Origin of the sequence: Rhizobium sp. CB3171 (genome assembly GCF_029714265.1) — a bacterium.
GTDB lineage: Bacteria > Pseudomonadota > Alphaproteobacteria > Rhizobiales > Rhizobiaceae > Rhizobium.
The window spans coordinates 3,443,329-3,461,336 of the sequence record NZ_CP121652.1 but is presented as its reverse complement, the minus strand read 5'-3'; the positions used below and the strand labels follow the sequence as shown (position 1 = coordinate 3,461,336).

At 60.8% G+C, this 18,008-nt stretch carries 18 protein-coding genes; 8 read left to right on the top strand and 10 right to left on the bottom strand.

The features are described from left to right. Positions 1-79: 79 nt before the first annotated feature. The 3 genes from QA648_RS16810 to QA648_RS16800 all read right to left on the bottom strand — a co-directional run bounded on the left by QA648_RS16810 (position 80) and on the right by QA648_RS16800 (position 3,200). Entirely contained in the window at positions 80-862 is a 783-nt protein-coding gene (locus QA648_RS16810) for a phosphatase PAP2 family protein (protein WP_283048184.1), read from the bottom strand. Between the two features lie 145 nt (positions 863-1,007). Then, complete coding sequence (gene leuB / locus QA648_RS16805) at positions 1,008-2,120, bottom strand: 3-isopropylmalate dehydrogenase (RefSeq protein WP_283048182.1); 1,113 nt, start codon at positions 2,118-2,120, stop codon at positions 1,008-1,010. A gap of 261 nt (positions 2,121-2,381) precedes the next feature. Then, on the bottom strand, positions 2,382-3,200 hold the full coding sequence (locus QA648_RS16800; RefSeq protein ID WP_283048180.1) for a sugar phosphate isomerase/epimerase family protein: 819 nt from the start codon (positions 3,198-3,200) through the stop codon (positions 2,382-2,384). On the opposite strand from QA648_RS16800, the gene QA648_RS16795 reads away from it, so the two are divergent. Beyond that, positions 3,199-3,366: a hypothetical protein gene (locus tag QA648_RS16795; protein WP_283048178.1), complete on the top strand. Its 168-nt coding sequence runs from the start codon at positions 3,199-3,201 to the stop codon at positions 3,364-3,366. The genes QA648_RS16800 and QA648_RS16795 overlap by 2 nt on opposite strands. Before the next feature lie 25 nt (positions 3,367-3,391). Here QA648_RS16795 and leuD read toward each other — a convergent pair whose 3' ends face one another. Then, entirely contained in the window at positions 3,392-4,000 is a 609-nt protein-coding gene (gene leuD, locus QA648_RS16790) for a 3-isopropylmalate dehydratase small subunit (RefSeq protein ID WP_283048177.1), read from the bottom strand. 190 nt (positions 4,001-4,190) lie between these two features. Beyond that, a complete protein-coding gene (locus QA648_RS16785; RefSeq protein WP_104824895.1) occupies positions 4,191-4,421 on the bottom strand; it encodes a hypothetical protein in 231 nt (76 codons plus the stop codon). A gap of 126 nt (positions 4,422-4,547) precedes the next feature. Between QA648_RS16785 and QA648_RS16780 the strand changes: the two genes are divergently transcribed. Then, positions 4,548-5,483 carry a CoA ester lyase gene (locus tag QA648_RS16780; RefSeq protein ID WP_283048175.1) on the top strand — a complete coding sequence of 312 codons (936 nt, stop codon included), beginning with the start codon at positions 4,548-4,550 and terminating at the stop codon, positions 5,481-5,483. A 27-nt stretch (positions 5,484-5,510) separates the two neighbouring features. Next, complete coding sequence (locus QA648_RS16775; protein ID WP_104825280.1) at positions 5,511-5,717, top strand: DUF1737 domain-containing protein; 207 nt, start codon at positions 5,511-5,513, stop codon at positions 5,715-5,717. Between the two features lie 19 nt (positions 5,718-5,736). Here the strand turns inward: QA648_RS16775 and QA648_RS16770 are convergent, their stop codons facing one another. After that, positions 5,737-6,174 carry a metallopeptidase family protein gene (locus QA648_RS16770; protein WP_104824893.1) on the bottom strand — a complete coding sequence of 146 codons (438 nt, stop codon included), beginning with the start codon at positions 6,172-6,174 and terminating at the stop codon, positions 5,737-5,739. 163 nt (positions 6,175-6,337) lie between these two features. On the opposite strand from QA648_RS16770, the gene QA648_RS16765 reads away from it, so the two are divergent. From QA648_RS16765 to bfr, 5 genes are all read left to right on the top strand, one after another. Then, positions 6,338-7,306 (top strand): hypothetical protein, encoded by a 969-nt coding sequence (locus tag QA648_RS16765; RefSeq protein ID WP_283048173.1) that lies wholly within the window; start codon positions 6,338-6,340, stop codon positions 7,304-7,306. A gap of 40 nt (positions 7,307-7,346) precedes the next feature. Further along, positions 7,347-8,774 (top strand): DNA polymerase Y family protein, encoded by a 1,428-nt coding sequence (locus QA648_RS16760; RefSeq protein ID WP_283051386.1) that lies wholly within the window; start codon positions 7,347-7,349, stop codon positions 8,772-8,774. Then, positions 8,771-12,166: an error-prone DNA polymerase gene (locus tag QA648_RS16755; RefSeq protein ID WP_283048170.1), complete on the top strand. Its 3,396-nt coding sequence runs from the start codon at positions 8,771-8,773 to the stop codon at positions 12,164-12,166. Before QA648_RS16760 ends, QA648_RS16755 begins: the two co-directional genes overlap by 4 nt. 142 nt (positions 12,167-12,308) lie before the next feature. Continuing rightward, positions 12,309-12,620 (top strand): (2Fe-2S)-binding protein, encoded by a 312-nt coding sequence (locus QA648_RS16750; protein ID WP_283048169.1) that lies wholly within the window; start codon positions 12,309-12,311, stop codon positions 12,618-12,620. Then, complete coding sequence (gene bfr, locus QA648_RS16745; protein ID WP_028753752.1) at positions 12,586-13,071, top strand: bacterioferritin; 486 nt, start codon at positions 12,586-12,588, stop codon at positions 13,069-13,071. The genes QA648_RS16750 and bfr overlap by 35 nt, the downstream gene beginning before the upstream one ends. A gap of 45 nt (positions 13,072-13,116) precedes the next feature. On the opposite strand, the gene QA648_RS16740 is transcribed toward bfr, so the two are convergent. The 4 genes from QA648_RS16740 to QA648_RS16725 all read right to left on the bottom strand — a co-directional run bounded on the left by QA648_RS16740 (position 13,117) and on the right by QA648_RS16725 (position 17,882). Continuing rightward, positions 13,117-13,656 carry an RNA pyrophosphohydrolase gene (locus tag QA648_RS16740; RefSeq protein ID WP_104824888.1) on the bottom strand — a complete coding sequence of 180 codons (540 nt, stop codon included), beginning with the start codon at positions 13,654-13,656 and terminating at the stop codon, positions 13,117-13,119. A 17-nt stretch (positions 13,657-13,673) separates the two neighbouring features. Next, positions 13,674-14,861 carry a divergent polysaccharide deacetylase family protein gene (locus tag QA648_RS16735; RefSeq protein ID WP_104824887.1) on the bottom strand — a complete coding sequence of 396 codons (1,188 nt, stop codon included), beginning with the start codon at positions 14,859-14,861 and terminating at the stop codon, positions 13,674-13,676. 221 nt (positions 14,862-15,082) lie between these two features. After that, positions 15,083-16,411 (bottom strand): S41 family peptidase, encoded by a 1,329-nt coding sequence (locus QA648_RS16730; protein ID WP_104824886.1) that lies wholly within the window; start codon positions 16,409-16,411, stop codon positions 15,083-15,085. Continuing rightward, on the bottom strand, positions 16,401-17,882 hold the full coding sequence (locus tag QA648_RS16725) for a murein hydrolase activator EnvC (RefSeq protein ID WP_283048166.1): 1,482 nt from the start codon (positions 17,880-17,882) through the stop codon (positions 16,401-16,403). The genes QA648_RS16730 and QA648_RS16725 overlap by 11 nt, the downstream gene beginning before the upstream one ends. Positions 17,883-18,008: the final 126 nt, after the last annotated feature.

Genomic DNA, 18,008 nt, shown 5'->3' with positions numbered 1-18,008 from the left:
CGATACTCCACCCCAGTCGACGATCACGCGTAGCAGGCTCCTGCTACAGTTTTTTTACAGATTTAAGACGATCGGCAGTTCAGCGAAGCCCATGGTTCAGCCGCGGCCGCGGCCAACCGTCTTGTCCTGTGGAGAAGACCAGGCCGAAACGGGAAAAGAGGATCGCGACGGCGAAGGCGATCCAGGCGCCGAGCGCCAGCCCCGCGGCGACGTCGCTTGGATAATGAACGCCGATGATGATGCGAGAAGCGCCGAGCCAGAGGCCGATGCCGATGAACAGCAGCCGGAATCGCGGGAAAAGCAGAGCCAGCGCGGTAAAGAGAGCACCCACATTGGCCGAATGCGCCGAGGGAAAGCTCTGAAACAGGAAGTCACCATGAAACGGTTCGAAGCCGAGAATGCCATATTGGTCATAAAGCAGGGGCCGCGCCCGTCCGATCGCGTATTTCAGAAGATTGACGATGATGCTGGTGGAAAGAACCGACAGGCCGACATAGGTGACCATCCGGATGAGAAGGACGCTTCGGTAACCGCCATGCGTCGGCGAGCGTCGTACGATAAAAAGACCGACGGCAAACACGACGGCGATGGCGGCGAGGATCCAGGCCAGCCTGCCGATATCGGTGACGGCGCCTGCGACCGCAATCAGTCGCGGCGAGAGGTTTTTCGCAGCCTGCCCAAGCGGTGTGTCGAAGACGAAGAAGGCGAGAACGACGATGTTGATGGCGGTCAGCGTGCAGCCGAGCCAAGGAAGGCGGCCATGACGGCTGCGGCGGACGTCATAGCGCCGCGCCAGCCTCTGCCAAGGTCGTAATTGCCTCTGGATTGTGCTTACTGGTGGCGATGTCGTTTCCGTGCTCATGCGATGGGAAATAGGAGTCCGTCGCGTTGAGTTCAACAAAAAGCCCCCGCTCTGCAAGCAAAGAGCGAGGGCTTTGAATGTTTCACGTGAAATACTAGAGCGAGCTTTGGCCGTTCAGATGAACGCGTGGCGCTCTAGGCGGCGATTATGCCGACAGAGCCTTGAATTCGGCAAGGATGGCATCGCCCATCTCGGCGGTGCCGACCTGGCGGCTGCCGGCGGACATGATGTCGCCGGTGCGGATACCGCTGTCGAGCACGTTGGCGATTGCCTTTTCCAGCGCATCGGCTTCGGAAACCAGGCCGAAGGAGTAGCGCAGGCACATGGCGAAGGAGGCGATCATGGCGATCGGGTTGGCAATGCCCTTGCCGGCGATATCGGGTGCGGAACCGTGTACCGGCTCGTAGAGCGCCTTGCGCTTGCCGGTCTTGGCATCCGGAGCGCCGAGCGAAGCGGATGGCAGCATGCCGAGCGAGCCGGTCAGCATGGCGGCAACGTCGGATAGCATGTCGCCGAAGAGATTGTCGGTGACGATGACGTCGAACTGCTTCGGCTGGCGAACGAGTTGCATGCCGCCGGCATCGGCGAGCATATGCTCGAGCTGCACGTCAGCATATTTTTCCTTGTGTGTCGCGGTGACGACCTGATTCCAGAGCACGCCCGACTTCATGACGTTGCGCTTTTCCATCGAGCAGACGCGGTTGTTGCGAGTGCGCGCCAGTTCGAAGGCGACGCCGGCGATGCGCTCGATTTCATAGGTGTCGTAGACCTGGGTGTCGATGCCGCGCTTCTGGCCGTTGCCGAGGTCGATGATTTCCTTCGGCTCGCCGAAATAAACGCCGCCGGTGAGCTCGCGGATGATGAGGATATCAAGGCCGTCAACCAGCTCCGGCTTCAGCGAGGAGGCCGATGCCAGCGCCGGATAGCAGATGGCCGGGCGCAGATTGGCGAAAAGCTGGAGATCCTTGCGCAGGCGCAGCAGGCCGGCTTCAGGGCGCACTTCATAAGGAACGCTATCCCACTTCGGGCCACCGACGGCGCCGAAGAGCACGGCATCGGCGGCCAGCGCCTTCTGCATGTCTTCTTCGGAGATGGCGGCGCCATGCGCATCATAGGCGCAGCCGCCGACGAGACCTTCGTCGGTGACGAAACCGGCATTCTTCGCCTCGTTCATATAGGCGATGATCTTGCGGACTTCGCCCATGGCTTCGGGGCCAATGCCGTCGCCCGGCAGGAGGAAAAGATTGCGCACTGTCATGGGAAAGCCTCCGCAAAAGAAACAAGTTGCGGGTTCTTAGACCCGCAGATGCGGCTTTTCAAGCGAGGAAGGAGCGGAAACGGTACGGTTTGGGGCTTTTGCGGCCGACCCTCGTGGTTCGAGGCTGCGCCCTTTGGGCTTCGCACCTCACCATGAGGGCGGAGCGAACTATAAGCCAGGCGAGAGCATGAGCCCTCATGGTGAGGAGGCCCAAAGGGCCGTCTCGAACCACGAGGGCGGATGGCTTGCGTTGCTTTATCCTTACTCCGCCAATCCAAGCGAGGCGAGATAGGCGGCCGATGCCGGGATTTTCGACTTGTCCTTGATCTCGATGATCAGGCGCGGATTGCTGTCGAGTTTGGCAAGGGCGGCGAAGACGGCGCGCCAGTGGATATTGCCTTCGCCAAGGCTCCAATGACGATCGGCATAGCCGTCGGCGTCCTGCAGGTGAACATGCTGCAGGCGGTTGCCGGCGGCGTGGACGTAATAGTCGACCGGCGGTGCTCCGGTGTAGCCATGGGCGTAATGGGCATGGCCGGTGTCGATCGAAACGGCGACAGCGGGTGAATTGAAGCTGTCGGCAAGACCGACGCGGATATGGGGATCCTTATCCTCGATATTCTCGATGACCATGGTCAAGCCGATATCCTCGGCGCGCCTGACAGCGTCCTTCAGCGTCAGATGTGTGTATTCGATGATCTTCTCGCGTTCGCCCTTGTTGTTATCGAGGTTGTTGTAGGACCAGGACGTATAGGGGCTATGGATGACCATCTGCGTGGCGCCGATATTGGCGCAGACGTCGAGCGCCTGCGTGAGGCGCTTGGTGACGACGGCGCGGATCTCCGGATCCTGCGAGGCGATGATGAAGCCCCAGAACGGGCCATGGATGCCGAGCCGGCCCTGATGGCCGTCGAGCAATTTCCTGGCGCGCGCGGCGAGCGGCGCCCAGTCGCCATTCAGGATTTCGGCTTCGACGAAGCTCTGCAGTTCCAGATCGCGCGGTTTTTCGAGCAGCCAGTCACGATGGGCTTCGACATCGGCAAGCGTCATGGCTGCGCCAAGAATAGGAAGGGAGGTCATGAAATGCTCCGATTGTGAGGGAGAAAAAATGGAGGAGCGGGAGCAGCCTGAAGGGCTCCGCAAAGGCTATATGATCTCCCTTTTTGTCGGGCATATTACAGCCGGCAACCTCATGAACTTTCCATGGCATGAAAAGAAAAAGCCGGGCTTTTCAGCCCGGCTCTGATACGCAAATGTGATAATGAAATCGATCAGGCCGCCCAGGGGCGGGATGCGGCGTTCGTCTTTTCGAAACTGTCGATCGCCTTGGCCTTTTCCAGCGTCAGGCCGATATCGTCGAGGCCGTTCAGCAGGCAATGGCGCTTGAATTCGTCGAGGTCGAACTTGATCGAGCCGCCGTCCGGGCCGGTGATCTCGAGGTTTTCCAGATCGATCGTCAGGATGGCGTTGGAGCCGCGCGAGGCGTCGTCCATCAGCTTGTCGAGCTCTTCCTGGCTGACCTTGATCGGCAGGATACCGTTCTTGAAGCAGTTATTGTAGAAGATGTCGGCGAAGCTCGTCGAAATGACGCAGCGGATGCCGAAGTCGAGCAGCGCCCACGGGGCATGTTCGCGAGACGAACCGCAGCCGAAATTGTCGCCGGCAACGAGGATCTTGGCATTCTGATAGGCCGGTTTGTTCAGCACGAAATCCGGGTTCGGCGAGCCATCCTCATTGTAGCGGGCTTCGGCGAACAACCCTGTGCCAAGACCGGTGCGCTTGATGGTCTTCAGATAGTCCTTCGGGATGATCATGTCGGTATCGACATTGACGACCGGGAGGGGTGCCGCGACACCGGTCAACTTCACGAACTTGTCCATGGGGGTCCTGCCTTCAATTTTCGTCTATGCACGAATTATCCTGCCAATAGAGCAAATCCCTGCAAAAATGAAGGGGAATCTTGGAAATGCTCTGAAACCGGGCGCTTCGGCCGCAGTTCCGCAATTCAGGAATTACGCGTGGATGAGCGTACTGGAGAGCGGCGAGGCGCCGCCCTGCCCTGACCTTGGCCTAGAGATCGATGATCGTGCCGCGACCGTCGTTCCAAATGCGCATTTCGCGCTGACCGTTCGCCTTGGCGCGCACCGGAGCAGGCTTCATCCGCAACGAAATCGCGCGACCCACCATAAGCACGGTGAGGATGCCGCCGACAGCGAGCGTGAGTGAAACGGTAAACAGCGCCAGGGCTGCAAACACGGTGATGCCGGCAAGCGCGATAAACAAGGAACGGATATTCTGCATGGTCGAGACCTCTCTACTCATGGCAATGTGGTCCTCTCTGTTTCTCTCTGCAAGAGGAGCATGGCTTTTTGTTGTCTTGCTTGTTGTTGTCTTGCCTGATGGCCGAAAGCGCGGCAAAACTGTATCATGAGCCGTCCCGCCCCTCCCCGTTCCGTCCGTCTGCGCCGCTCGGTGCTGAGTGTCCCTGCGATCAACCGCCGGGCTCTGGAGAAGATAGCCGATCTCGATTGCGATGCGGTCATCTTCGATCTCGAGGATTCCGTGGCGCCGGAGAAAAAGGCGGAAGCACGGGAGAATTTGCGGGCTTTTTTCGCCGGATCGCCGCCTGATAGCGAAGAAAAGGCCGGCAAGGAGCGCATCATCCGCATCAATACGCTATCGTCGGGCTTCGGTGCCGATGACCTGGAGTTGGTGCTGGCGCTCGAGCCGGATGCGGTGTTACTGCCCAAGATCGACGAGCCGCAGGATGTGACCGTTGTCAGCGATAGGTTTGCCGAGGCGGATGCGCCGGAGAGCCTGCGCATCTGGGCGATGATCGAGACGCCGCGCGGCGTCTTGAACGTCGCGGCAATCGCCGAGGCCGGGCGCACGGCGGGAAGCCGGCTCGATTGTTTGGTCGTCGGCCTCAATGATCTGCGCAAGGAGACCGATGTGTTGCCGCAGCCGGGCCGCGCCTATCTCGTGCCCTGGCTCATGCAGGTGATCCTGGCCGTCAGCGCCTACGGGCTCGACGCCATCGACAGTGTTTTCAACGATTTCAAGGATATGCAGGCAGTGGACGCCGAATGTGCCGAGGGCCGCGCCATGGGCTTTGCCGGTAAGATGTTGATCCATCCGAACCAGATCGAAGCCGCCAACCGGCATTTCGGCCCCGATGAAGCTGCCATTGCGGAGGCGGAAGCCATCATAGCCGCTTTCGCAGATCCGGCGGCGGCCGGCCTCAATGTCGTAAACCTCGGCGGACGCATGGTCGAGCGGCTGCATCTTGTCCAGGCGGAAAGACTGGTCCATAAAGCTCGCCTGATTGCAGAACGCCATCGTCCTTCGACAAGCTCAGGATGAGGGCTGATACGTATGAAAGACGACTTGATGAAACTCTACCGCTTCCTCACCGGCCCTGACGACGCTTCCTTCTGCCATAAGGTGACCGCGGCGCTGAACAAAGGCTGGGAACTCTCGGGCTCGCCGACCTATGCCTTCAATGCAGCGACCGGCCTGATGCAATGCGGCCAGGCGGTCGTCAAGGACGTCGAAGGCAAGGATTACGATCCGGAAATGAAGCTTTCCGAGCAGTAAGCATAGCAGGATCGGTTCCTCACCGGTCCGTCGCTTCTTCAGCGCTCGCCTCGATGCGCTCCATGTCCTCGTCGCTCAGGCCGAAATGGTGGCCTATTTCGTGGATCAGGACGTGGGTGATGATGTCGCCGAGGGTTTCCTCGTTTTCCGCCCAGTAATCGATGATCGGCCGGCGATAGAGGCGGATCTTGTTCGGCATTTCCCCGGTTTGGGCGGTGAAACGCTCCGATATGCCGCGGCCTTCGAACAGGCCGAGCAGGTCGAAGGGCGTTTCCAGCGCCATGTCCTCGAACACGTCGTCGTCGGGGAAATCTTCGATGAGGATGATGAGATTGCCGGTGAGCGAACGGAATTCGTCCGGCAGGTGGCTGTAAGCCTCCGTGGCCAGGGATTCGAATGTGCTGATCGAGGGGGCATGGCGGTCCCGCCAATCCTCGCTCTGGTCAATGCGGGCCATGAATGCTTCCTTCCTTAGCTGGTCATATAGAGCCTTTGTTTCGGTTTTTCGAGAGTGGATTCAGGCAGAGGAATATTTTCTCATAAAATGGTGTTGACTCTTCTTCCGACCTCTGGAATCCATAAGAACATAACAGGAACATAATTGATCTGGAGCTAACGTCATGGCCGAGGCCGCCGTGGCGCGGGAGACGCTTTTTGCCCTGCGTGAAACCATTGCCCGACTGGAAGGCAGGCCGATACCGGCGCTGGCTGCCGTGGCGCATGAGGCACGGGCAGCAGAGCCGGAGGTTGGTTCAGCCGATGCCGTCCAGCCGCTTGCGATAGGGGTTGCCGATCTCGACGAGGCGATGCAGGGCGGCGTGCCGCTCGATGCGCTGACGGAGATCCGCTCACTGGCCTTGCGGGATGCCGGAGCGGCCAGCGGTTTCACGCTTGCTCTCGCTGCACGGCTTAGAGCTCTCGCTGCGCGGCCTGGGGGGCAAGCCGCCGGCAAAACTGCGGCCGTATCGCCGGTTCTGTGGATCGGCGATACGGTCGCGGCGATGGAGGCCGGCCTGCCCTATGCGATCGGGCTTCGGGATTTCGGATTGGAGCCGGCCGGTTTTCTGCAGGCATCGCCGCGCAAGCTGGAAGAGGCGCTATGGCTGGCGGAGGCGGCTCTCGTCAGTGCGGCCTTTGCGGTCGTCATTCTGGAGGTACGCGGCAATCCGGCCCGTTTCGGGCTGACGGAGAGCCGGCGGCTTGCGCTTCGGGCCAAGGCAGCGGGGCGGCCCTTGTTTCTGTTGCGTCAAGCGGGCGAGGAGGAGGCGAGCAGTGCTCTCTTCCGTCTCGCCGTCGAACCCGCGCCGGCCCTGGCGCGGCCCCTGCCGGACGGATCGCTGCTTGGCGGCAGCATCGGTCATCCGGCCTTTCGTCTCACCCTGGAAAAGAGCCGCAACCCGGCACCCTTTTCCATAACCCTGGAGTGGAATGCCCATGACCGCCAGTTTGCCCCTGTCCTCGACACTCAGCGCCCTGCCTTTCCCGGCGAATACGCAGCGCATTCTGGCGCTGACCTTTCCGCATCTGCCGACCGACCGGATCGCCCGCAAGCGATGGGGTCTGTCCTGGCGTTCGACCGGTCGGCTTGAGGCGCCACCACTCGCCTGTGCCGGCAAGCTGAACAATGCCATGCGGCTCACCGCGCTCAATGAAAGGGCCGAGACGATCGGCCTCAAGCTTGCACAGGGCGTCGCCGAGGCGAAGGCGATCTGTCCCGCCCTTGACGTCGTCGAAGAGAATCCGGCCGCGGACCGCAAATTGCTGGAGGCGATCGCCGATTGGTGCGATCGCTATACGCCGCTGGTGGCGATCGACGGCAAGGACGGGCTTTTCCTCGATATTACCGGCTGTGCCCATCTCTTCGGCGGCGAAGAAGCGCTGCTCGAGGATATTCTGATCCGGATTTCCCGGCTTGGTCTCGATGTCCGTGGCGCCATCTCCTCTGCGCCGGGTCTGTCCTGGGCGGTGGCCCGCTTCGACGAGAGCCGTGTCGTTCCTCCGGAAGCCATGGAAGAGGCGCTGGCGCCACTGCCGGTCGCCTCGCTCAGGCTTGGCGAGGAAACAGTCGCCGCATTGCAGAAGCTGGGATTGAAGCAGGTGGGCGATCTCCTGGCCGCACCGCGGGCGCCGCTGACCCGCCGTTTCGGCGCGCAACTCCTGTTGCGGCTCGATCAGGCCGTCGGCCTGAACGAGGAGCCGATCTCGCCGCGCCGGCCGGTCGCGCAGTTGTCAGCCGAGCGGCGGCTTGCCGAACCGGTGCAGGCGGAGGCCGATATCTTGCAACTGGCCCGCCAGCTTGCCGAAACCTTGAAGCCGGGGCTGGAGGCCCGCGGTGTCGGCGGCCGTTCGTTCGAGCTTTTACTGTTCCGGGTCGACGGCATGGTGTTCCGCATCGCCGCCGGGGCGTCGCAACCGCTGCGGGAGCCGAGCCGGATCGCCAACCTGTTCACGGAGCGCTTCACTGCCATTCATGACGATCTCGATGTGGGATATGGCTTCGAAATCGTCCGCCTCAATGTCCTGGAACATGCGTCTTTCGACGCGGCGCAAGACGATTTCATCGAAGAGGGCCGGCAGGATGGCTCGCTCGCCGCCTTCGCCGACCGGGTCGCGGCACGGCTGGGGCCGGACTGCCTGCAGGGCTTCGAGCTGCAGGAAAGCCATATTCCCGAACGGGCCGTTCGATCGATACCTGCCGTAGAAATCCTTGCGGCCCACAGACGGACAGGAAGCGAGCATGCCGGTCATGGCTTCTTCCGCGGGGAACGCCCGCTCCGGCTATTTCGCATGCCCGAGCCGATCGAAACCTTTGCCACCGAAGTGCCTGACGGTCCGCCCCGGCAATTCCGTTGGCGGCGGATCACGCATAAAGTCCTGCGGGCCGAAGGACCGGAGCGGCTTGCGGCGGAGTGGTGGGTCGACGAGGAGGAAACCCCGGCCCGCGATTATTTCCGCATCGAGGATGAGGCCGGTCATCGTTTCTGGCTGTTTCGCAAGGGTCTCTATGGTCAGGGTGCAACAAGGCCGAGCTGGTACATGCATGGAATCTTCCCATGAGTGCCCCTGCCCCAACTCTCGAAACCGTGCCCTTTTTCGAGATCGGGGCACGATCGAATTTCTCCTTTCTCGAAGGAGCTTCGCATCCGGAAGAAATGGTTCTGGCCGCAAAGATCGCCGGCCTCAGCGGCCTCGGCATCGCTGACCGGAACAGCGTCGCCGGCGTGGTCAGGGCGCATGTCATCGCCAAGCAGCATCGCTATCGCTTCCAGCCCGGCGCCCGCCTGATCTTTTCGGACGAGACGCCCGACATCCTCGCCTTCCCGCAGAATCGCAAGGGTTGGGCGCATCTCTGTCGGCTGTTGAGCGCCGGCAATCTCAGGGCCGAGAAAGGGGAATGCGAGCTTCACGAGGCCGACCTCCTGGAATGGGGCGACGAGATGATGCTGGCGCTCGTGCCGGATGCTGCGAGCGTGGAGACGCAGGAGGGACAGGCGAAACTGGAAGGGTGCCTGGCGCGGCTGTGGATGCGCTTCGGCAGGAAGCTCCATATGGCGCTGTCGCCCGCCTATGACGGGCGCGATCACCTGTTCTTCGCGACACTCTCCATCCTCGCGCTCAGAAACGGGGTGCGCTTGATCGCCACCAATCAGCCGCTTTATCACGCGAGCGAGCGCAAACCGCTTGCCGATATCGTCGTTTCGATCCGTGAGCATGTGTCGATCGCCGAGGCCGGCTTCAGGCTCGCGGCCAATGCCGAACGCTGTTTGAAGGGCGGGGCGGAAATGGCACGGCTTTTTAAAAACTACCCGAAAGCCATCGCCAATACGCAAAAGTTTTTTAGCCGGCTGTCTTTCTCGCTGGATGAGCTGAAGCACAATTATCCCGACGAAAGTGTTCCGGGCGAGACTGTCTCGGAAACGCTGGAGCGACTGACGCGGGCGGGCGCCAAATGGCGCTATCCTAATGGTATTCCACCCAAGGTCGCCAAGCAGATCGACTACGAGCTCGATCTGATCAAGCAGAGGCAGTACGAGCCCTATTTCCTGACGGTGCATCGCATCATGGAACATGCTCGCAGCGAAAATATCCTGTGCCAGGGCCGCGGCTCCGCTGCCAATTCCACGGTCTGCTATTGCCTTCGAATTACCGAGGTCAATCCGGAGATCACGACGCTTTTGTTCGAGCGCTTCATTTCGACGGAACGGGAAGAGCCGCCGGATATCGATGTCGATTTCGAGCACGAGAAGCGCGAAGACGTTATTCAGTATATCTACAAACATTACAAAAAGGAGCATGCCGGGCTGACGGCGGCAGTCACCAGCTATCGGGCGCGCTCGGCTGGCCGCGAGGTGGCGAAGGCCTTCGGCCTGTCGGAGGATGTGCAATCGGCTCTGGCGAGCGGTGTCTGGGGCTGGTCGACAGAAGAATTATCCGAACGCGAGGCAAGGATTGCCGGCCTCGACCTCAGGGATCGGACGACGCAGCGCGTTCTGTCCTATGCTTCGACGCTGATGGGATTTCCCCGGCATCTGACCCAACATGTCGGCGGCTTCGTCATCACCAGGGACCGGTTGGATGAAGTCGTGCCGATCATGCATACGGCGATGGACGACCGCTATATGATCGAGTGGAACAAGGACGATCTCGATTCCCTCGATATTCTCAAGATAGACGTCCTGGCGCTGGGGATGTTGACCTGCCTTGCCAAGGCCTTCGATCTGCTGCGCCTCCACTATGATGTGAAGAAGACGCTCGCCGATCTCGGCAATGCCAATCATCCGGACGGCGAGCCGGTCTATGACATGATCTGCCGCGCCGATACGATTGGGGTTTTCCAGATTGAGAGCCGGGCGCAGATGAGCATGCTGCCACGGCTGAGGCCTCGTAGATTCTACGATCTGGTCATCGAAGTGGCGATCGTCCGGCCTGGACCGATCCAGGGCAACATGGTGCATCCCTACCTCAAGCGGCGAGAGGCAGACCGGGCAGGAAAGGAACTCGACTATCCGAGCCCGGAGCTGAAGGAGGTTCTGAAACGAACGCTGGGAGTCCCCCTCTTTCAGGAACAGGCAATGCAAATCGCCATTACGGCAGCGGGGTTTACATCTGCGGAGGCTGACAAGTTGCGCCGGGCGATGGCGACCTTCAAACGAACGGGGACCATCCACACTTTCGAGAAGAAGATGATCGAAGGCATGGCTGAAAGGGGGTACGAGCGGGAATTCGCCAAAAACTGTTTCGAGCAGATCAAGGGCTTCGGCGAATACGGTTTTCCCGAAAGCCACGCGGCGTCCTTCGCCCTCCTCGTCTATGCCTCTTCCTGGCTCAAGGCCTATTATCCCGATGTCTTTTGTGCGGCGATCCTGAATGCCCAGCCCATGGGTTTCTATGCGCCGGCGCAGCTCGTGCGCGATGCGCGTGAGCATGGCGTCGAGATGCGACCGGTGGATGTCAATCATTCCAGTTGGGATTGCCTGCTGGAGAGGGCGCGCTTCGATCAGGACGCCGTCGAGCCGCGTCATGCGTCGATGCGCGCACTGATCAAGACGCAATGCGCCGTCCGCCTCGGTTTCCGGCAGGTCAAGGGCCTGTCGGATAAGGAGATGGAACAGCTCGTCGAGCGTCGTGGCGCTGGTTACAGTTCCGTGCGCGATCTCTGGCTGCGCTCCGGTCTTGCCAAAGCGCAGATCGAACGCCTCGCGGATGCGGATGCCTTCCGCTCCATCGGTTTGAGCCGTCGCGAGGCGCTTTGGGCCGTGCGGGCGCTCGATGTCGGCAGCGCTGCGGAAAAGCTACCTCTCTTCGATCTTGCCGACCGCACCGACCTGCAAATCGAGCCGGCGGTGTCCCTGCCGGAAATGCTGCCTGGCGAGCAGGTGATCGAGGATTATCGCTATCTTTCGCTGTCGCTGAAGGCGCATCCGGTGTCTTTCCTGCGGGCGGATTTCGCCCAACTGGGCATCGTGCAGAACAGGGATTTGCCCAATGTTCCTAATGGCAGGATGGTGACGATTGCCGGGTTGGTGCTGGTGCGACAGCGGCCGGGCTCGGCGAAGGGCGTGATCTTCATGACGTTGGAGGACGAGACCGGCGTTTCCAATGCGATCGTCTGGCCGAAGATGTTCGAGAAATACCGCGCCATCGTCATGGGCGCCCGGCTGGTCAAGATCCGCGGCCGTCTGCAGAGCGAAAGCGGCGTCATCCATGTGGTGGTCGACTATATCGAGGATATGACTTCGGCGCTGGGGATCCTGCAACGCGAAGCTAGTCGGTTCGGCGTCAGCGATCGGGCGGATGAGGCCCTGCGTCCGACCATGGATCACCGGCAGAAGAAGCGGCTTACCGAAACAAGTGCGTCCGTGCGAGAGGCTGCCGAGATAGCGGCAGATGGCCGCAGCAATGCGGCCGAGACGGCAAGCGTCATGCCGCGAGGCCGTAACTTCCATTGATGCGCAGGGCATCATGCGTCACGCCAAAGTGACCCTGTCCGGCTCGCCCGATGAAAAATGAATCGAATTTTTCTTGACAAAGATCGTCTTCTTTCGCAGATAACAAGACAGCAGATGTCATGTTTGACGGGCTGAGCGAAGAATGCTGGTTTGCAGTTGTAATTACATCACCGACAAGGAAATCCGGGAGGTCATCATCGAGCTCCTCGATCAGGATTGTTGGCAGCTCATCGTCCCCGCCAAGGTCTATCACGCCATGTCGAAGCGCGGCCGTTGCTGCGGCTGCTTCCCGAATGTCGTCGACATCATTATACAGACGACCGAGGACTATCATGCCCGCCGCCACTCGACGGAGGCGGAAATATTTGATTTCATGTCCCGCTTGAAAAAGTTCCATGAAGACAACAGGAGAGCGGACATTGAAAGGCGACAAAAAAGTCATCGAGCGGCTTAACGAGGCCCTATTTCTCGAACTCGGTGCAGTCAATCAATATTGGGTTCATTACCGGCTTCTGGAAGATTGGGGCTATACCAAGCTTGCCAAGAAGGAGCGTGCGGAATCCATCGAAGAGATGCACCACGCCGATCGTCTCGTTGCTCGCATCATCTTCCTCGAAGGGCATCCGAACCTGCAGACGCTGGCGCCGCTGCGCATCGGCCAGAATGTCAAGGAAGTGCTGGAGGCCGATCTCGCCGGCGAATATGACGCCCGCACCGCCTACAAGAAGTCGCGCGATATCTGTCACGACGCCGGCGACTATGTTTCGATGAAGCTGTTCGAAGAGCTGCTGGCGGATGAGGAAGGTCATATCGACTTCCTCGAAACCCAGATCGACCTGCTCGAAAAGATCGGCGAAGCCAAATACGGCCAGCTTAACGCCGATTCCGCTGATTCTGCTGAATAGTTAGTATCGATTTCCCGGCCGCCCTTTCAGGCGGCCGGAATGCGCTCAGTCTTCCGCCTTCAACCCAGCCAAATTTTGGAATTCGGCGACGACCTGCTCGTAGACGGACCGTTTGAAGGCGACGATCAGACTGGGTAGCTCCGCCATCGGCTTCCAATCCCAGGCCTCGAATTCCGGTTCATGGCCGCCCGGCGGCGGATTGATGGCGATTTCGCTTTCGTCGCCGTCGAAGCGGAAGGCGAACCAGCGCTGGGTCTGGCCGCGGAATTTTCCCTTGAGGCCGATGCCGATCAATTGCGGCGGCAGATCGTAGTTGATCCAGTCCTTCGCTTCGGCGAGCAGCGTCACGGTCTTTATGCCGGTCTCTTCGTAAAGCTCGCGATAGGCGGCCACTAGCGGGTCCTCGCCTTCGTCGATGCCGCCCTGCGGCATCTGCCAGAGATGCGGCGAGCCGTCATATTCGGAATTGCCGTCCGGAATGCGCTTGCCGGCCCAGACCAGCCCTTCGCGATTGAGCACCATGATGCCGACGCAGGGGCGATAAGGCAGGTCTTCAGCTCTGATGGGGACGCGGCTCTTGCTCATGGTAATCCTCTAAGCCTTCAGGGATGTTTGGGGTCGTCGGCAAGCGCCGAGACGGCGACGATCTCGATGCCGCGCATGGCGGCCTCCTCGCTCCATTTGCTGATGGCGTCGACGCTCTCGTCGAAAGCGGACGCAACGCCGATAGCCGAGCCATTACGGCGGGCGATGCGCTCCAGCTCGTCGAGCTTCTTCAGGATGGCATCCTGCTTCAATTCTCCGTCGAGCTGCACATCCGCAAATGCATGCGGCACCTCAAGCGCCTTGGCAACCGTACCGGATTTGGACTGTGCCGAGGAGCCGTCGTCGAGGAACAACAGACCGCGCTTGCCGATATCACGCATGACCGGTTCCATGGCATCGGCATTCGACAGGAATCGTCCGCCGAGATAGTTCATCACGCCAGTATAGTTGGTGATTTCGGCCAAAGCCTTGTGCAGGTCTTCGATGTTTTTGGCCGCGGGCTGCGAGGTCAAAAGGGTATCGGGTCCGGGGTTGTTGCCTGGGTAATCGAATGGCTCGAAAGGCACCTGGATCAGGATTTCATGGCCGCCACGCCGCGCCTCCTGCATCCAGCGCTGCAGGCTGTTGCCGCTGGCGGCAAAGGCGAGCGTGATTTCCTCCGGCAGTTTCTCGATGGCGCGCTGCGTACCGGTCTGGCTGAGGCCGAGGCCGCTGACGACGATGGCGACGCGCGTGCCGCGGGCACCGGACCAGGGCCGCGCATATTGGTCCATCGGTCTCAATCCGCTCGGCGCGATAATCGGCAGCTTGCCGAAAGGCGAATCCTCCAGCAGGCTGTCGTTCGGCGTCGCCGCCATGCGCGGATCCTGGCCGACCTGATTGGCATTGATCAGCACAGGGCCGTCGCCGTCGCGCGTATTCGGGCTGAACATGGTCACGACCGAACCGTCGCTGGTGACGATGCGATGCGTATCGGCGCCGGATTGCGGATCGACCTGCTTCAGGCCTGTCGTTTGATCGCCCGTGGCCGGCTTGTTACTGGCCTGCGGTGATGGCGACGCCTTTTCGGCAGTCTCGACCGGGGGAGTCTTCTGCAGATGGTCGCGCAACAGTGCTGAATAGAGGGAAAAACTGGCGATCGCGATCAGACAGAAGCCGGCGAGGATGCGCCCGAAGGGCGGACGCCGCCGCTTGCGGCCAGAGCCGCGGTTCTGGCCCAGCGGTGCATGCAAATCCGTTCCCAAAGTCCGTATCCACCCCAAAATGGGAAAATGTCCGCCCCCGTGCATTCCAGTTTCATGCAGCCATCAAAGCAGGGAGACGCTGCAGATTCAAAACACTCAAGCAGATCCAAAATGGATTTCGAATAAGACATGCTTATTCAAATAGTTAGAGCGAGATGAGATCAATCACCTCGCCCTGGATATGAAAGCGCCGGGTCTGTTTCCAGCCCGGCGCTATTTCCTTATTTGGAGGAAACCGCCTTTTCCGGGTTCGGCGGGAAGGACGGGTCGGTCTTTGCGCCGCGCAACAGGTCAAGCGCGTAGTTGAGCTGAACGTCGTCCTTCGGATCCGGCGGCACGTAAGCGGCCGAGCCGGAGCCCTGGTCGGTTTCGCTCTGGCCCTTGATGTGGCCCGGCAGGCTGGATTCGCCTTCCGTCACCAGCTTGCCCTTCAGATCGTCCGGCAGCGGCTCGTCGACCTTGACGTCGGGCGTAATACCGGTGCCCTGGATCGAACGGCCCGACGGCGTGTAATAAAGCGCCGTCGTCAGACGCAGCGCGCCGTTGCCATCGCCAAGCGGGATGATCGTCTGCACGGAGCCCTTGCCGAAGGACTGGGTGCCGAGGACGGTGGCGCGGCGTAGATCCTGCAGAGCGCCGGCAACGATTTCCGATGCCGAAGCAGAACCGCCATTGATGAGCACGATGATCGGCTTGCCGTCGGTCAGGTCGCCCGGGCCCGCGTTGAAGCGGCGGGTTTCGTCCGGATTGCGGCCGCGGGTCGAGACGACTTCGCCACGCTCCAGCACATCGTCGGCAACGTTGATCGCCTGGTCGAGCAGACCGCCCGGATTGAGGCGCAGGTCGAGGACATAGCCCTTCAGCTTGTCGGCCGGGATATCCTTCTTGATCTTGGCGATCGCGGCTTCCAGGTCCGGCGTGGTCTTTTCGGTGAAGGAGATGATGCGGAGATAACCGACATCGCCGCCTTCTTCGCGCGACTTGACGGCGGCAACGGCGATCACGTCACGGATGATGGTGAGTTCGATCGGCTTGTCGGCGCCCTTGCGCATCAGCGTCAGCTTGATCGGCGTCTTGACGGCGCCGCGCATCTTCTCAACAGCGTCTTCCAGCTTGAGGCCGCGGACCGACTGGCCGTCGATGGCGGTGATATAGTCGCCGGCGAGAACACCGGCCTTGGCGGCGGGCGTGTCGTCGATCGGGGTGATGACCTTGACGAGGTCGTTGTCCATGGTCACTTCGATGCCGAGACCGCCGAATTCACCCTTGGTCTGGGTGCGCATGTCGTCGGCGTCCTTGGCATTCATGTAGCTCGAATGCGGGTCCAGCGAGGACAGCATGCCGTTGATGGCGGCTTCGATCAGCTTGTCTTCCTGGGGCGGCGTTACGTATTGCGCGCGCACACGTTCAAAGACGTCGCCGAAAATCGACAGTTCCTTGTACGTGGAAGCGCCCGCGGCTTCCGCCGGCGCTACCGCCGTGTAGATGACGCTCATCGCGGTCGCACCCATCAATGCGCCAACGAGAACAAGAGAAGCCCTACGTATCATTGCGTGCCTTTCCAGTGTCTTTGGAGGTCCACCAAGGCCGAGAATCGACCGGCTTCCCATCTTTTCGAAATTCAATGTAAAGCGTTGGTCGATCCGTTTCCAGCGCCAATGCAGTCGCGCTCGCGACTCTTTTTTGGCCCATTACAGCGAGCGGCTCGCCAGCGAAGACAAATTTGCCGAGACGCGTCTTGATCGCGTCCATTCCCGACAGCACCATATGATAACCGTCGCCGGTATCCAGAATAACCATCTGGCCATAGCTGCGAAATGCGCCGGCGTAAACGACAGTCCCATCGGCAGGAGCGGTGACGAGCGCGTCGGCGCCGGTTGCGAGGGTCAGGCCCATCGCGGTATGTCCCGTACCGTCATCGTCGCCGAACTGGCGGAGAATATCACCCGCCACAGGCAGCTCCAATTTCCGTTTAAGGTCGGAAAACGGATATGCGGGCGCAATGCGGTTTTTATCGGGCACGCCGCTTTCGACCAGTGCCCTCGCCTGTTCGCGCTGCTGATCGGTCATCTGCTCCCGGCGGGCCTCTTCCGCCCGGGCCGCGGCGGCGGCATCGCGCACCGAGCCGATCTGGCTTTCCAGCGATGCGACGAGGCCCTCGAGACTGGTCGCCTGACCCGCCAATTCTTCGGAACGCTTGCGTTCGGCGTCCAGTTCGGCGGCATTCTCATGGCTGTGCTTGTCGTTTTCGGCGACCAGCATGTCCATGCGTCGTTCCTCCTCCAGACTGTTGGTCATGGTGGCGGTGAGATCGGCCTTTTCTGCCGCGGTGGCAGCATGCAGTTTGGTGAGATCGGTAAGGTCGGCGATGAGCTTGTCCGTCTCCTTGCGCATGCCGGGAACGACGGCGCCGAGCAGGATGGCGCTGCGCACGGAAGCCAGCGCATCGTCGGGCGTTACCAGCAGCGCCGGCGGCGGGTTGCGGCCCATGCGTTCCAGCGCGCCCAGAACTTCGGCCAACAGCGCACGGCGCTCATGCAATGATTTGCGGATCTTGTCTTCCTTGACCGCGAGATCGGTCAGCTTCTTTTCGCTCTGCTCTATCTTGCGGTCCATATCCCTTCGGCGGGCCGCGCTGTCGATCAGCGCCTGGCGCAGGCTGGCCGTGCTCTTGTCGAGCGAGGCGATGCTGTCTTCCAGGGCTTTCGTCTTGTCGGAGGAAAGGCTGATCGTCTTTGACAATTCCTCCAGCTCGGCGCGGGTTTGATCGCGCTTCTTGGCAAGATCGGCGGCAGGGTCCGGCGCCTGTTCGGCCGGCTGCGTCGAGGGTGCGGTCGAGGTGACGCCGGGCTGGTCGTCCTTGGTTTGCGTGGGGGTCTGCGCGGGCGAGGCGCCGTCATCTTCCTGCGCCAGGGCCATATCCCGGAACTGAAACGGGCTTTCCACATAGACACCGACGCCAAGACACACCGCCAGTGAGGGCAGCAGCAAGCGGGAAAGCGTGGGTGGGGTTTTTCTCATCCAGTCGTTTGGGCTCGGCCCCTTCAGATCGCGCGAAATTAAACCGGTTTGCCGCGATTATCCAGGAAGCATCATCAATTTTGCGGCGGGAATCAAAACACGCCTGTGTGAGCGTTCCGTTAACGC